The sequence below is a fragment of the Pseudomonas sp. TWI923 genome, from assembly GCF_039673365.1.
Classification (GTDB): domain Bacteria; phylum Pseudomonadota; class Gammaproteobacteria; order Pseudomonadales; family Pseudomonadaceae; genus Aquipseudomonas; species Aquipseudomonas sichuanensis.
In genome coordinates, this window is sequence record NZ_JBDJLM010000049.1 from 23,874 (window position 1) to 36,863 (window position 12,990).

Annotated in this window: 16 protein-coding genes; 9 read left to right on the forward strand and 7 right to left on the reverse strand. The window is 65.4% G+C overall.

The window, feature by feature from the left end; translation table 11 throughout:
* Nucleotides 1-63: 63 nt before the first annotated feature.
* Entirely contained in the window at nt 64-594 is a 531-nt protein-coding gene (locus tag ABE459_RS17855) for a hypothetical protein (RefSeq protein WP_125463161.1), read from the reverse strand.
* Between the two features lie 62 nt (nt 595-656).
* On the reverse strand, nt 657-1,178 hold the full coding sequence (locus ABE459_RS17860) for an ankyrin repeat domain-containing protein (RefSeq protein ID WP_125463160.1): 522 nt from the start codon (nt 1,176-1,178) through the stop codon (nt 657-659).
* 267 nt (nt 1,179-1,445) lie between these two features.
* Between ABE459_RS17860 and ABE459_RS17865 the strand changes: the two genes are divergently transcribed.
* Nucleotides 1,446-1,718 carry a DUF3509 domain-containing protein gene (locus ABE459_RS17865; RefSeq protein ID WP_125463159.1) on the forward strand — a complete coding sequence of 91 codons (273 nt, stop codon included), beginning with the start codon at nt 1,446-1,448 and terminating at the stop codon, nt 1,716-1,718.
* 9 nt (nt 1,719-1,727) lie between these two features.
* Here ABE459_RS17865 and ABE459_RS17870 read toward each other — a convergent pair whose 3' ends face one another.
* The 3 genes from ABE459_RS17870 to aroC all read right to left on the reverse strand — a co-directional run bounded on the left by ABE459_RS17870 (nt 1,728) and on the right by aroC (nt 4,690).
* On the reverse strand, nt 1,728-2,264 hold the full coding sequence (locus tag ABE459_RS17870; protein ID WP_323830884.1) for an oxidase: 537 nt from the start codon (nt 2,262-2,264) through the stop codon (nt 1,728-1,730).
* Nucleotides 2,264-3,418, reverse strand: a complete 1,155-nt coding sequence (locus ABE459_RS17875; RefSeq protein ID WP_125857845.1) for an MFS transporter — start codon at nt 3,416-3,418, stop codon at nt 2,264-2,266. The genes ABE459_RS17870 and ABE459_RS17875 overlap by 1 nt, the downstream gene beginning before the upstream one ends.
* A 180-nt stretch (nt 3,419-3,598) precedes the next feature.
* Nucleotides 3,599-4,690: a chorismate synthase gene (gene aroC / locus ABE459_RS17880; protein ID WP_125463156.1), complete on the reverse strand. Its 1,092-nt coding sequence runs from the start codon at nt 4,688-4,690 to the stop codon at nt 3,599-3,601.
* A 254-nt stretch (nt 4,691-4,944) separates the two neighbouring features.
* On the opposite strand from aroC, the gene ABE459_RS17885 reads away from it, so the two are divergent.
* Complete coding sequence (locus tag ABE459_RS17885) at nt 4,945-5,907, forward strand: alpha/beta fold hydrolase (RefSeq protein WP_323830883.1); 963 nt, start codon at nt 4,945-4,947, stop codon at nt 5,905-5,907.
* 123 nt (nt 5,908-6,030) lie between these two features.
* Complete coding sequence (locus tag ABE459_RS17890) at nt 6,031-6,816, forward strand: hypothetical protein (protein ID WP_125463153.1); 786 nt, start codon at nt 6,031-6,033, stop codon at nt 6,814-6,816.
* Nucleotides 6,817-6,959: 143 nt separating this feature from the next.
* Here the strand turns inward: ABE459_RS17890 and prmB are convergent, their stop codons facing one another.
* Complete coding sequence (gene prmB / locus ABE459_RS17895; protein ID WP_125463152.1) at nt 6,960-7,868, reverse strand: 50S ribosomal protein L3 N(5)-glutamine methyltransferase; 909 nt, start codon at nt 7,866-7,868, stop codon at nt 6,960-6,962.
* 179 nt (nt 7,869-8,047) lie between these two features.
* On the opposite strand from prmB, the gene ABE459_RS17900 reads away from it, so the two are divergent.
* The 5 genes from ABE459_RS17900 to ABE459_RS17920 all read left to right on the forward strand — a co-directional run bounded on the left by ABE459_RS17900 (nt 8,048) and on the right by ABE459_RS17920 (nt 10,853).
* Complete coding sequence (locus tag ABE459_RS17900; protein WP_110992556.1) at nt 8,048-8,638, forward strand: cysteine hydrolase family protein; 591 nt, start codon at nt 8,048-8,050, stop codon at nt 8,636-8,638.
* Between the two features lie 89 nt (nt 8,639-8,727).
* Entirely contained in the window at nt 8,728-9,048 is a 321-nt protein-coding gene (locus ABE459_RS17905; RefSeq protein ID WP_110992555.1) for a hypothetical protein, read from the forward strand.
* 181 nt (nt 9,049-9,229) lie between these two features.
* On the forward strand, nt 9,230-9,790 hold the full coding sequence (locus ABE459_RS17910; RefSeq protein WP_110992554.1) for a Smr/MutS family protein: 561 nt from the start codon (nt 9,230-9,232) through the stop codon (nt 9,788-9,790).
* A 69-nt stretch (nt 9,791-9,859) separates the two neighbouring features.
* Nucleotides 9,860-10,405 (forward strand): GTP cyclohydrolase I FolE, encoded by a 546-nt coding sequence (gene folE, locus ABE459_RS17915; RefSeq protein ID WP_110992553.1) that lies wholly within the window; start codon nt 9,860-9,862, stop codon nt 10,403-10,405.
* Between the two features lie 76 nt (nt 10,406-10,481).
* A complete protein-coding gene (locus ABE459_RS17920; protein WP_125463150.1) occupies nt 10,482-10,853 on the forward strand; it encodes a glutathione S-transferase N-terminal domain-containing protein in 372 nt (123 codons plus the stop codon).
* 154 nt (nt 10,854-11,007) lie between these two features.
* On the opposite strand, the gene ABE459_RS17925 is transcribed toward ABE459_RS17920, so the two are convergent.
* Complete coding sequence (locus ABE459_RS17925; RefSeq protein WP_323830882.1) at nt 11,008-11,610, reverse strand: glutathione S-transferase family protein; 603 nt, start codon at nt 11,608-11,610, stop codon at nt 11,008-11,010.
* Nucleotides 11,611-11,756: 146 nt separating this feature from the next.
* Here ABE459_RS17925 and ABE459_RS17930 point away from each other — a divergent pair, with 146 nt between their 5' ends.
* Nucleotides 11,757-12,947 (forward strand): benzoate/H(+) symporter BenE family transporter, encoded by a 1,191-nt coding sequence (locus tag ABE459_RS17930; protein WP_323830881.1) that lies wholly within the window; start codon nt 11,757-11,759, stop codon nt 12,945-12,947.
* Nucleotides 12,948-12,990: the final 43 nt, after the last annotated feature.

Here is a 12,990-nt window from a genome sequence, read left to right on the forward strand (position 1 = left end):
TGACAACTGCCTTCAGGGCCATTTCGCCGCTGCGATTTACCCGCGAAAAGAGCGGCGCAGATTTCAGACGTGCACAGCGACCTTCAACGCTTCCAGCGCCGGCTCGACCTTGATCCCCACCGCAGCGCCCAGCTCCAGCACCCGCGCCAAGTCGTTCTGCCCCACCATCACCACCTGCAACTCGTCGTCGAGCAACTGGCTGAAGTTCAGCAGCACATAACCGCCGGCTTCCTTGTTCAGCGCGCCCATCTGCACCTGGATGCGGTTGAGCGCGGTCAACGGCTCGGTACGTGCCAGTTGCTTGGGCTTGAGGGTGAACGGCACGCTCTTGTCGAACGAATCGCTGATCTGCTGGAACAGGTCCTGGTAGTTGTCGGCCTGGAACAGCACGGTGTCAGGCAGGCTGCCGACCACCACCCATTCGCCCAGCGGGAACGGGAAGGTATCGTCGTAATTGATGTCTGGGTTGGCGGCCAGGAAGGCGGCGGGGTCGGCGTAAGCCTGGGCGGCCTCGTCGGCGATGCGCTCGATATCCTCATCGCGCATGCAGCCGGCAGCGATGAGGCGGATGAGTTCGAGCAACTGGTCTTTCATGGGGGGGCCCTGCGGGTTGGCGTGAAAAGGCGCCAAGGATAGCCGCAAACGCCCCCGGGCCGTTAGCCGGCGAGTGCTTCGAGGCGCGCTGCGGCGTCCATCGCGCCCATGGTGCGCGCCGCCATCAGTGCGGTGGCGCCCCCGGCATCGCGGTGCGCCGGGTCGGCGCCCTGGGCCAGCAGGTAGTCGATGATCTCCAGACGATTGAACATCGCCGCCAGCATCAGCGCAGTGCGGCCGTCCGCTGCGGCGGCGTCCACGGGCACGCCCTGTTCCAGCAGCAGGCGAATCATCGCCAGGTCGCCCTTGAATGCCGCGCCGGCGATGGGCAACTGGCCGTTGTCGTTGGCGATCAGTGGGTCGGCACCGTGGCCGAGCAGCACCTGCACCGCCTCATGGTGGCCGTGGTAGCTGGCCAGCATCAGCAGGGTATCGCCCTTGTGGTTGCGTAAATCGACCGGCAAGCCGCTGTCGAGCAGGCGCCCGAGCATCGGCGCATCGCCACGGCGGGCACGCTCGAAGACTTCTTCGGCGAATGCGGCGGTTTCTTCGGCGGTCATGGGCGCGGGCTGTTGGTTGGACATCTGGAACCTCCTGGCAATTGAATGGGCCCAAGTGTTGGTCAGGCACCGCCAGTGGGTCAAAGGTTCAGATTCTATGGGGGGCAGAGACAGAAGCTATGACCGTGCAAATTGCACTGTGCAAATTGCACGACCTTGCAGAATGCAATCCAGAGCGTTCCCAAATAAGCGATAAGTCATTGTTTATAAAGGATTTTTTACAACGAGAAGAATGGCACGATCACTGCAAAACCCAACTCATGTCTGCCCACACATCAGTCAGGAGTTGATATGGACCTCATCCAGCAAAAGTTCGTCTCGGTGTTTTCCGCTTATCAGGTGGACACGAAGGCCCGCCCGGACGGCGGTGTGCTGCTGACCTTGCGCGCCGCCGATGGCGTGGTCACCCGCCGAGTGCTGAGCTACGCGCAACTGCACAGTGCCGAACAGCTGTCGTGGGCGATCAGTGCGCTGCGCCGTGACCTCGCCGAACAGGCCAGCGAACTGCCAGTGATCTCCAGGCTGCAAAGCCAGCAGCGCTTCGCGCTGCCAACCTACCGCTAAGCGGCTGTTTCAGAGCTCGCCAAACCCTGGGAACTGCCGGGCACCGGCATCACCGGTGAAACGCGGCTGCACGCCCTGCTCGCTGGCGTGCAGCCGCAACGCCAGGCAGAACGGCGTGTCCCCCAGGTCAAGCCAGCGCCGGGTGCCAGCCGGCACCACCAGCACATCATCTTTTTCGCACAGCACGGCATAGACGAAATCGCCCAGGCGCAGGCTCAGCTGCGCACGCCCGCTGATCAGCGCGAACACTTGCTCGTCGTCATGCACATGCTCGTCGCGCAAGTCGACCTCGGCGGGGTCGTCGCCATCGCGGCTGAGCAGCCTGAAGGTTGCGCTGCCATGCTCGCTCATCAGCCGGTCAAGCGGTGCGCGGCACGCGTCCAGCACCTCGCTCAGGCTGCTGCCAGGACGCAGGCGCGCGCCGGATTCCCAGCGCGCCAGGCGTACACCCTGCTCGGCCAGGGTGGCGACGATGTCGTCGTGGTGGGTCAGTACCTTGTTCGCAAGCTCGGGGCTGCTGCTGTGGAAAACGCTGAGGATGCTCATCAGGGGTCGTTCCTGCTGTCTTTCAAACGGAGGGCAATGATAACGGCTGCCGCCAGTGCCGCGACGCTGGCCATACCAAAGGTGAAGTGCGGGCCCAGCAGTTTCCAGCTGTAACCCGAATACAGCGCGCCCAGCGCACCGCCGGTGCCGGACAATGCGGCGTACAACGCCTGGCCCTGGCCCTGCTGGCGGGCACCGAAGCTGGACTGCACGAAGGCGATGCTGGCGGCGTGGAAGCAACCGAAGGTGGCGGCGTGCAACACCTGGGCAAGCACCAGCACCGCCGGGATATCCGCCAGGTTGCCCAGCAGCAGCCAGCGCACGGCGGCCAGCAGGAAGCTCGCCAGCAGCACCCGGCGTACCGAAAAACGCGCAAAGATGCGGCTCATGGCCATGAACACCAGCACCTCGGCCACCACCCCCAGCGCCCACAGCAGGCCGATCGCACCGCGGCTATAGCCCAGCGACTCCAGGTGCAGGGTGAGGAAGGTGTAGTACGGGCCGTGGCTGAGTTGCATCAGCCCCACGCACAGGTAGAACGCCAGCACGCCCGGGGCCAGCAACTGCTTGAGGAAGCCCCCTGCCCCGCGCCGCTCGGCATGCTCCGGCGGCTGGGCGTTGGGCACCCACAGGCTGGCGGCGACGATGCCGGCCATGATGGTCACCAGGGCCACCGGGTAGATGTCCAGGCTCAACTGTTCGAACAGGCGCCCCAGGCCGACCACGGTGAGGATGAAGCCGATCGAGCCCCACAGCCGCACCTGGCTGTAGCGCGCGGTCTGGCCGTGCAGGTGGGCCAGGGTGATCACCTCGAACTGCGGCAGTACCGCATGCCAGAAGAACGCGTGCAGGGCCATCACCAACGCCAGCCAGGCGTAGCTCTTGCCGAAGAAGATCAGCGAGAAGGTCGCCAGGGTCGACAAAGCCCCCAAACGCACGATCAACAGGCGCTGGCCACTGCGGTCACCCAGCCAGCCCCACAGGTTGGGGGCGACGCAACGCATCAGCATGGGGATGGCCACCAGCTCGCCGATGCGTGCCGGGGAAAAGCCCAGGTGATCGAAGTACAGGGCCAGGAACGGCGCCGTGGAACCGAGCAGGGCGAAGTAGAAGAGGTAGAAGCTGGACAGGCGCCAGTAGGGGATGGGGGGCATGGGGCAAGCTCGGTGGTTGTCTGTACCGGCCTCATCGCCTGTAGGAGCGGCCTTGTGTCGCGAAAGGGCTGCGCAGCAGCCCCTGGATCTCAGCGTTTTCACATCGATTGCCGGGGGCGCTTTGCGCCCCTTTCGCGACACAAGGCCGCTCCTACAGGCGATGAGGCTCGAACAATCTGATCAGAGCTGGCCCAGCACCGGGGTATTCACCTTCACATCGGCATTCTGCCCGCGGTGGCGCAGCAGGTGGTCCATCAGCACGATGGCCATCATCGCCTCGGCGATCGGCGTGGCACGGATACCGACGCACGGATCGTGACGGCCCTTGGTGATCACTTCCACCGGGTTGCCATCGATGTCGATCGAGCGGCCCGGCGTGGTGATGCTGGAGGTCGGCTTGAGCGCCAGGTGGGCGACGATCGGCTGGCCGGAGGAAATGCCACCGAGAATGCCGCCGGCGTTGTTGCTGAGGAAGCCTTCCGGCGTCATTTCGTCGCGGTGTTCGGTGCCGCGCTGGGCGACGCAGGCGAAACCGGCGCCGATCTCAACGCCCTTGACGGCGTTGATGCTCATCAGTGCATGGGCCAGCTCGGCGTCGAGGCGGTCGAAGATCGGCTCGCCCAGGCCCGGCATCACGCCCTCGGCCACCACGGTGATCTTCGCCCCGACCGAATCCTGGTCACGGCGCAGTTGGTCCATGTAGGCCTCGAGCTCCGGCACCTTGGCCGGGTCGGGGCTGAAGAAGGCGTTGTCTTCCACCGAGTCCCAGGTCTTGAACGGGATCTCGATCGGACCGAGCTGGCTCATGTAGCCGCGCACGCGGATGCCCTGGGTGGCCAGGTATTTCTTGGCGATGGCACCGGCGGCCACGCGCATGGCGGTCTCGCGCGCCGAGCTGCGCCCGCCGCCGCGGTAGTCGCGCTCGCCATACTTGTGGTGGTAGGTGTAGTCGGCGTGGGCCGGGCGGAACAGGTCCTTGATCGCCGAGTAGTCCTTGGACTTCTGGTCGGTGTTGCGGATCAGCAGGCCGATCGAGCAGCCGGTGGTGCGGCCTTCGAACACGCCGGAGAGGATCTCCACTTCATCCGCTTCCTGGCGCTGGGTGGTATGCCGGCTGGTGCCGGGCTTGCGCCGGTCAAGGTCATGCTGCAGATCGGCCAGGGAGATTTCCAGGCCGGGCGGGCACCCATCGACAATGGCGACCAACGCCGGGCCATGGCTTTCGCCAGCGGTGGTGACAGTGAACAGCTTGCCGTAGGTATTGCCGGACATGGACGCTCCGCGAAATCAGCCTGAGTGGGACGAAAGCAGCAGTATACGGAAAACGCCACAGGATGGGTTGCCCATGCCGGCCTCTTCGCGGGTAAACCCGCTCCCACAGGTGCTACTGTGTGTTCGAAACCGGCGCTGGCCCTGTGGGAGCGGGTTTACCCGCGAAGAGGCCGGCACAGGTCAACTCGACGCGCCGCACGAACCTTCCCCTTCCGGCTCTGTCTTACCCTCACCTCCCCAAGCAGCCCCCGTCCATGAAGTCGCGCCTCATCACCCTGCTCCTAATGCTGTGCGCCGGCCTGGCCCACGCGGCCGCACCTACCGTGCTGCAACGCCCGATCGACCTGGACACCGGCCAGGGCGTGCTGCACGGCAGCCTGCTGTTGCCGCAGCAGGACACCCCGCCGCCGGTGGTGCTGATCATCGCGGGTTCCGGCCCCACCGACCGCGACGGCAACAACCCGGCCTCCGGGCGCATCGACAACCTCAAGCGCCTGGCCTTGCTGCTGGCCGGCGAACACATCGCCAGCGTGCGCTACGACAAGCGCGGGGTGGCCGCCAGCCAGCCGGCCACCCCGGACGAGCGCGATCTGAGCGTCGAGCGCTACGTCGCCGACGCCGTGGCCTGGGGCCAGAAACTGCGCCACGACCCACGTTTCGGCCCATTGATCCTGGTCGGCCACAGCGAGGGGGCACTGATTGCCAGCCTGGCCGCCGAGCAGGCCGGCGCCAGCGCGGTCATCACCCTGGCCGGCAGCGGCCGCCCGGTGGCCGATGTGCTGCGCGAGCAGTTGGCCCAGCGCCTGCCGGCGGCGCAACTGGCCGGCGGCGTGGCCCTGATCGATCGCCTGCAGGCCGGGCAGACCAGCCTGGATGTACCGGCCCCGCTGCGCCAGGTGTTCCGCCCCAGTGTGCAGCCGTACCTGATTTCGCTGCTGCGCCAGGACCCGGCGGCGGCGTTCGCCAGGCTCCAGGTGCCGGCGCTGATCATTCAGGGGCGCAACGACGTGCAGGTAGAGGTTGCCGACGCCGAGCGGCTCAAGGCCGCCAAGCCCGACGCGCAACTGGCGCTGATCGACGGCATGAACCACATGTTGCGCATCAGCCCCCGGGACATGCGCCAGCAACGCGACAGCTACAGCAATCCCGAACTGCCGCTGGCCCGCGAACTGGGCGAACGGATCGTCGCCTTCATCCATGGCCTGCCGCCGGCCTGAGCTTTCCTGCCGCCGCAGGCTCAGGTCTTGGCGATGGCTGCCGATAACGCGGCATGAGAAGGCGGTGACTGCGCGTGCGATGTCCACCAGCACCCGGCCGCCGCGCACCTGAGGATTGCCCTGATGACCGATGCTCCCGCCGCCGCCGAGGCGACCGAAGAACAAGCCCCGGAAAGCGCCCCGCAGCCGTGGGCGGACCTGGCTGCCGAACACTTCCAGCTGCTGCGCCTGGCCGCCCTGCCGACCGATCGCAACAGCGGCGCCCGCCCGCTGCGCTTCGTCCAGTTCGGTTACGCCGAGCGGCATGACAAGGCCCATAGCCTGCTGCGCATGGAAATCCGCCTGCCCGGGCAGAAAGTGCGCAAGGAACAGAACCAGCTGGATATTCGCGTCGATCACGAACAGCGCCTGGTGCGCATCGGCAGCGACGCTGGCCTGCAGCTGGAGCCGCTCAATCGTGGGCTTGGCCGCTACCTGCTGGCCCAGGCGGTGCAATGGCTGCAGCAGCGCTGCTCGGGCTACCACATCGAAGGCATGAGCCTGCCGAACAAGGACGCGCTGAACGAAGACACGCGCCTGCGCCGCGACCATGTGCTGACCAGCGTCGGCCTGGCCGTGGAGTACAGCGAAGGCCAGATACTCAAGGGCGCCGTGGTGGAAACCACAGTGGGCCAGCTCAAGGGCGGCTGGAATACCGAGAAGGTGCAGCGGGTCGACATCCTCGACGCCGCCGGCATGCTGCAGCAGGCCGAGCAGAACCTGATGGAAAAGGAAGCGCAGCTGCGCGAGCGCGACGAGCGTGTGGCCAAGTACCGCCGCGAGGACAATGGGCTGCGCTTCACCATCACCTGCCTGGTGGCCTTTGCGGTGTTCCAGGCCGGGCTGCTGATCTGGATTGCCACTCGCTGATAAAAGCTGGGGCCGCTTTGCGGCCGGTTCGCGACACAAGGCCGCTCCTACAGAGGTACGCGGTCTCCTGTAGGAGCGGCCTTGCCGGGGCGCCGGACCGGCCGGATAGGGCTGCACAGCAGCCCCAGTTCACCGAACGCCGATCAAACCCGCGAAGCGAACAGTTCCTGATGCTGCCGGCACTGCTCGGCAGTCAGCATGAACACCCCGTGCCCGCCGCGCTCGAACTCCAGCCAGGCAAAGTCCACCTCGGGGTACAACGCCTCGACATGCACCTGGCTGTTGCCCACTTCGACAATCAGCAAACCCTTCTCGGTCAGATGGTCAGCCGCCTCGGCGAGCATGCGCCGCACCAGGTCCAGGCCGTCATTGCCGCAGGCCAGGCCCAGTTCGGGCTCGTGGTGGTATTCGGCCGGCATGTCGGCGAAGTCTTCCGAGTCGACGTAGGGCGGGTTCGACAGGATCAGGTCGAAGCGCTGCCCCGGCAGGCCAGCGAAGCCATCACCCTGCACGGTGTAGACCCGCGTATCCAGCCCGTGTCGCTCGATGTTCTGGTTGGCCACTTCCAGGGCGTCGAAGGACAGGTCGCCCAGCACCACCTCAGCCTCCTGGAACACCTCGGCAGCGACGATGCCGATGCAACCGGAGCCGGTGCACAGGTCGAGGATGCGCGCAGGTTCCGCCGCCAGCCACGGCTCGAAGCGTTTTTCGATCAACTCGCCAATCGGTGAGCGAGGCACCAGCACACGCTCGTCGACAATGAACGACATGCCGCAGAACCACGCCTCGCCCAGCAGGTAGGCGGTCGGTACCCGCTCCTCGATACGGCGCTTGAGCAAGTGCATCAAACGCACCCGCTCGTCGTCCTCCAGTTGGCAGTCCAGGTAGCTGTCGGCCACCTCCCACGGCAGGTGCACGGCGCCGAGCACCAGCAGGCGGGCCTCGTCCCAGGCATTGTCGGCACCGTGGCCGAAGAACAGCTCATGCTCATGGAAGCGGCTGACCGCCCAGCGGATATGGTCGCGCAGGGTGCGCAGGCGGGATGTGATCACGGAAGACTCCTTTTCAGACAGGCCAAAAGTCTAACAGCCCACACCACACAAATGCTCTCTCCGATAGCCGAATGGATAGCCACAGGCCAGTAACCATGCCGCCTGCAATGTCAACCATTCACATTGGCGCCAAGGCAAGGGAGAATAGGGGCACAAAAGCCCTACCCAAGGAGCCCTTGATGTCCGTTCCAACCACGATGTTCCGCCTCAGCGGCCGCGACTACCCGCCGGCCAAGCTGGGCCAAGCCAGCCTGATCGTCATCGACGCGCAAAAGGAGTACCTGAGCGGTCCGTTGGCGCTGTCGGGCATGGACGAGGCCGTGGCCAACATCGCCCGGTTGCTCGACGCTGCCCGCAAGGCCGGGCGCCCGATCATCCACGTTCGCCACCTGGGCACCGTCGGCGGCCTGTTCGACCCGCAGGGCGCGCGCGGCGAGTTCATCCCGGGCCTGGAGCCGCTGGCCGGTGAGACCATCATCGAAAAGCGCATGCCCAACGCCTTCAAGAACACCAAGCTGCACGAAACGCTGCAGGAGCTCGGCCACCTGGACCTGATCGTGTGCGGCTTCATGAGCCACTCCAGCGTCAGCACCACCGTACGCCGCGCCAAGGACTATGGTTATCGTTGCACCCTGGTGGAAGATGCCTCGGCGACCCGCGACCTGGCCTTCAAGGACGGGGTCATCCCGGCCGCACAGATTCACCAGTGCGAGATGGCCGTGATGGCCGACAACTTCGCCTGCGTGGCCCCTACCGCCAGCCTGGTCTGAACCAGGCACCGCCCGGCGGACGGGCGGAACCCAAGGGCGCACAGCAGGTCGAAACCCGGATCAGCGACACCCGATCCCGAGGAATTCGAATGAAGCTCAAAGGCAGTTTCGATGCCAGACGCCTACGCCAGCGCGAGCCGCGCAACTGGGGCGCGCGCCTGGCCGCCGCCTTCTCCGTCCTGCTGGCCACCCTGGGCATCCTGCTCGCCATGGCCGGCATCGCCGGCCTGCTGGGCAACTACCCCGCCCTCGCCGAACTCAATGCCAACCGCCCACTCGCGGCCACACTGACTGTGGTCGGGCTGTTGCTGCTGTATGTCGGCGTGCGCTTCTGGCGGCGCAGCCGCATTCGCCTGCGCCGCGGGCGTGAGCTGAACCTGTCGCCGCATTTGATGAAAAAACACGACTGATATCCCGTTCGTCAGTACCGGCCTCATCGCCGGCAAGCCGGCTCCCACAGCGACCGTGTCAATCCTGAACCCAGTGTCATCCTGTGGGAGCCGGCTTGCCGGCGATGAGGCCCGCACCATTAACTCAAGACTTCACTAAGGCCCACACTCGCGTAAACTACGCCGCCCACGTGGAGGCACCATGCAAGACGACGATTTTTCCCTCTTCCGCAGCGAAGTGCGCGGGGTCAAGCAGATCAAGCACGACCGCGCCGAAGTCGGCAAAGCCAAGGCCGATCGCAAGCAGTTGGCCGGCCTGCGCCAGGCGGCGACCATCCGCAGCGACCAGCCACTGGTGGTCGACGGCCTGTCCGACCAGTTCGTCATCGACGTCGGTGCCGAAGACGAGCTGATGTGGCGCCGCGACGGCGTGCAGGAAGGCCAGATCCGCAAACTCAAGCTCGGCCAGATCGCCTTCGAGGGCAGCCTCGACCTGCACGGCATGAGTGTGGAGAAAGCCCGCGAGATCCTCTGGGACTTCATCGCCGAGGCCACCAAGCTGGAAGTACGCTGCGTGCGCGTCACCCACGGCAAGGCCGCGCGTATCGACGGCAAGCGCCCGATGATCAAGAGCCACGTCAACACCTGGCTGCGCCAGCACCCGCAGGTGCTCGGCTTTGCCTCGTGCCAGGCCCGCCACGGCGGTACCGGCGCTGTGTATGTCATGCTCAAGCGAACCATGCTCGAAGGCCGCGACGAGTGACATCGCGCTTGCAGCGCCGCCGCCGCCGCCGTACCCTTCGCCTTTGCGAAATTTTCCACAGGTAGATCCATGTCCCTGGAACAGAACTACACCGAGATCCTCAGCCAACTGGGTGAGGACGTCTCCCGCGAGGGCCTGCTCGACACGCCCAAGCGGGCTGCAAAGGCCATGAAGTACCTTTGCCGCGGTTATGAGCAGACCCTGGAAGAAGTCACCAACAACGCGCTGTTCAGCTCCGACAACAGCGAAATGGTGCTGGTCCGGGACATCGAGCTGTATTCGATGTGCGAACACCACATGCTGCCGTTCATCGGCAAGGCCCATGTCGCCTACCTGCCCAAGGGCAAGGTACTGGGCCTGTCGAAAGTGGCGCGCATCGTCGACATGTTCGCCCGTCGCCTGCAGATCCAGGAAAACCTCAGCCGCCAGATCGCCGAGGCCGTGCAACAGGTGACCGGTGCCGCCGGCGTGGCCGTGGTGATCGAAGCCAAGCACATGTGCATGATGATGCGCGGTGTCGAGAAGCAGAACTCCACCATGCTCACCTCGGTGATGCTCGGCGAGTTCCGTGACAACGCCGCTACCCGCAGCGAGTTCCTCAGCCTGATCAAGTGATCGGCCTATGATCCGCAGCCGACCCCCAGGGGTCGGCTTTTTGTTTTGTGCGCCTCAACCAGATCAGGAGTCAGTCATGATCGTCAAAGCCCTGCGGGTAGGCCTCGGCCAGCTCATCGTGTTCGGCGACTGGATCAGCCGCCCGGCCAAGAAGAAGCGTGATGCCTCGGCCCAGGCGCGCGTTGAACAGGACGCCAAGGGCCTTGCCCTGTACCAGTTCCACGCCTGCCCGTTCTGCGTGAAAACCCGTCGCACCCTGCACCGCCTCAACGTGCCGGTGGCGCTGCGCGACGCCAAGAACGATGCCCAGCACCGCCAGGCGCTGCTCGAAGGCGGTGGCCGGGTGAAGGTGCCATGCCTGCGCATCGATGAAGGCGACAAGGTGACCTGGATGTATGAGTCCAAGGACATCATTGCCTACCTGGACAAGCGCTTCGCGGCAGTCTGAGGGCTCGCACCCTCTGTAGGAGCGGCCTTGTGCCGCGAAAGGGGCGCGAAGCGGCCCCGGATTTTTGCGCCACTGCCGAAATTGCCGGGGCTGCTATGCAGCCCTTTCGCGACACAAGGCCGCTCCTACAAAGGCCGCACAAGATCTTCCAGCCTCAATCCACCATCGGCACATGCCGCGGATGGCTGGCCACGCGCGCCAGCCAGGCTTGCACCGCCGGATAGGCAGAAAGATCAAACCCGCCCTGATGCGCCACATGGGTGTAGGCATACAACGCCACGTCGGCAATCGAATACTGCTCGCCGACCAGGTACGGCGTCATCTCCAGCTGCTTGTTCATCACCTTGAGCGCCTTGTAGCCGCCCTTGTGCAGCCCCTTGTATTCCTCCAGTCGCTCGTCCGGCAGCCCCAGGTAGAACTGGATGAACCGCGCCACTGCGATATACGGCTCATGGCTGTACTGTTCGAAGAACTGCCACTGCAGCACCTGGGTGCGCAGGCGTGGCTCGCTGGGCAGGAACTCGCTGCCATCGGCGAGGAAGTTCAGGATGGCGTTGGACTCCCACAGGCAAGTGCCATCCTCCAGCTTGAGCACCGGCACCTTGCCATTGGGGTTCATGGCCAGGAACTCGGGGGTTTCGGTCTCGCCCTTGAGAATGTCCACCGCCTGCCACTCGTACGGGCGGTCCAGCAAGCTGAGCATCAGCTTGACCTTGTAGCAGTTGCCCGATTGGTAATCGCCATACACTTTGTACATCGTCCCTCCCCTTTCACGCAGTTGCAGAACCGTGGCCAATAGTTGGCGACTGTACGGCTAAATGCAATGCCTGCTGTATGGCAAGGATCAAGCCATGGCACGGTAGCCTGAAAAAAATGCTTACACCTGTACAAGGAATTCACCCTATGACCGATGCCACCACCGTGCCCCTGCGCCCGCTGGCAGACAGCTCCCCCTCGGCGGTAGTCGCCGGTTTCATCGCCATGCTCACCGGCTACACCAGCTCGCTGGTGCTGATGTTCCAGGCCGGCCAGGCGGCAGGCCTGACCAGCGCGCAGATCTCGTCGTGGATCTGGGCGCTGTCGATCGGCATGGCGGTGTGCAGCATCGGCCTGTCACTGCGCTACCGCACGCCGATCACCGTGGCCTGGTCGACGCCCGGTGCGGCACTGCTGATCACCAGCCTCGGTGGCGTGAGCTACGGCGAAGCCATCGGCGCCTACATCACCTGCGCCGTGCTGGTGCTGATCTGCGGGCTCACCGGCAGCTTCGAACGGCTGGTCAAGCGCATTCCCGCGTCGCTGGCCTCCGCCTTGCTGGCGGGCATCCTGTTCAAGATCGGCAGCGAGATCTTCGTCGCCGCCCAGCACCGTACCGTGCTGGTGCTGGGCATGTTCTTCAGCTACCTGCTGGTCAAGCGCCTGTCCCCGCGCTACTGCGTGCTGGCCGCGCTGCTGGTGGGCACCGCGCTGTCCGGCGCGCTGGGCCTGCTGGACTTCAGCGGCTTCCAGCTCGAGGTAGCCACCCCGGTGTGGACCACGCCCAGCTTCTCGCTGGCGGCGACCATCAGCATCGGCATCCCGTTGTTCGTGGTGGCGATGACCTCGCAGAACATGCCCGGGGTCGCCGTGCTGCGCGCCGACGGCTACCAGGTGCCGGCGTCGCCGCTGATCTCGGCCACCGGCTTCGCTTCGCTGCTGCTGGCGCCGTTCGGTTCCCACGGGGTCAACCTGGCGGCCATCAGCGCGGCCATCTGCACCGGGCCGCACGCCCATGAAGACCCGCGCAAGCGCTACACCGCTGCGGTCTGGTGCGGGATCTTCTACGGTATCGCCGGTACCTTCGGCGCCACCCTGGCGGCGCTGTTCGGCGCCCTGCCCAAAGAGCTGGTGCTGTCGATCGCCGCGCTGGCGCTGTTCGGGTCGATCATGAATGGCCTGAGCGTGGCCATGGGCGAGGTGCGTGAGCGTGAGGCGGCGCTGATCACCTTCATGGTAACGGCATCGGGGTTCACCCTGTTCTCGATCGGGTCGGCGTTCTGGGGGATTGTGGCGGGGGTACTGACCTTGCTCATCCTCAGCCCGCGCAAGGGCTGAAAACGCTATCGCGGGGCAAGCCCGCTCCCACGCAAGATAACGG

Bases quoted from the DNA above. Each gene is read 5' to 3' on its own strand.
- ABE459_RS17890 (WP_125463153.1), top strand. From the start codon at position 6,031: ATGACCGATGCTCCCGCCGCCGCCGAGGCGACCGAAGAACAAGCCCCG.
- ABE459_RS17865 (WP_125463159.1), top strand. From the start codon at position 1,446: ATGGACCTCATCCAGCAAAAGTTCGTCTCGGTGTTTTCCGCTTATCAG.
- ABE459_RS17930 (WP_323830881.1), top strand. From the start codon at position 11,757: ATGACCGATGCCACCACCGTGCCCCTGCGCCCGCTGGCAGACAGCTCC.
- ABE459_RS17855 (WP_125463161.1), bottom strand. From the start codon at position 594: ATGAAAGACCAGTTGCTCGAACTCATCCGCCTCATCGCTGCCGGCTGC.
- ABE459_RS17905 (WP_110992555.1), top strand. From the start codon at position 8,728: ATGAAGCTCAAAGGCAGTTTCGATGCCAGACGCCTACGCCAGCGCGAG.
- ABE459_RS17875 (WP_125857845.1), bottom strand. From the start codon at position 3,418: ATGCCCCCCATCCCCTACTGGCGCCTGTCCAGCTTCTACCTCTTCTAC.
- ABE459_RS17900 (WP_110992556.1), top strand. From the start codon at position 8,048: ATGTCCGTTCCAACCACGATGTTCCGCCTCAGCGGCCGCGACTACCCG.
- ABE459_RS17910 (WP_110992554.1), top strand. From the start codon at position 9,230: ATGCAAGACGACGATTTTTCCCTCTTCCGCAGCGAAGTGCGCGGGGTC.
- aroC (WP_125463156.1), bottom strand. From the start codon at position 4,690: ATGTCCGGCAATACCTACGGCAAGCTGTTCACTGTCACCACCGCTGGC.
- folE (WP_110992553.1), top strand. From the start codon at position 9,860: ATGTCCCTGGAACAGAACTACACCGAGATCCTCAGCCAACTGGGTGAG.
- ABE459_RS17860 (WP_125463160.1), bottom strand. From the start codon at position 1,178: ATGTCCAACCAACAGCCCGCGCCCATGACCGCCGAAGAAACCGCCGCA.
- ABE459_RS17885 (WP_323830883.1), top strand. From the start codon at position 4,945: ATGAAGTCGCGCCTCATCACCCTGCTCCTAATGCTGTGCGCCGGCCTG.
- ABE459_RS17870 (WP_323830884.1), bottom strand. From the start codon at position 2,264: ATGAGCATCCTCAGCGTTTTCCACAGCAGCAGCCCCGAGCTTGCGAAC.
- ABE459_RS17925 (WP_323830882.1), bottom strand. From the start codon at position 11,610: ATGTACAAAGTGTATGGCGATTACCAATCGGGCAACTGCTACAAGGTC.
- ABE459_RS17920 (WP_125463150.1), top strand. From the start codon at position 10,482: ATGATCGTCAAAGCCCTGCGGGTAGGCCTCGGCCAGCTCATCGTGTTC.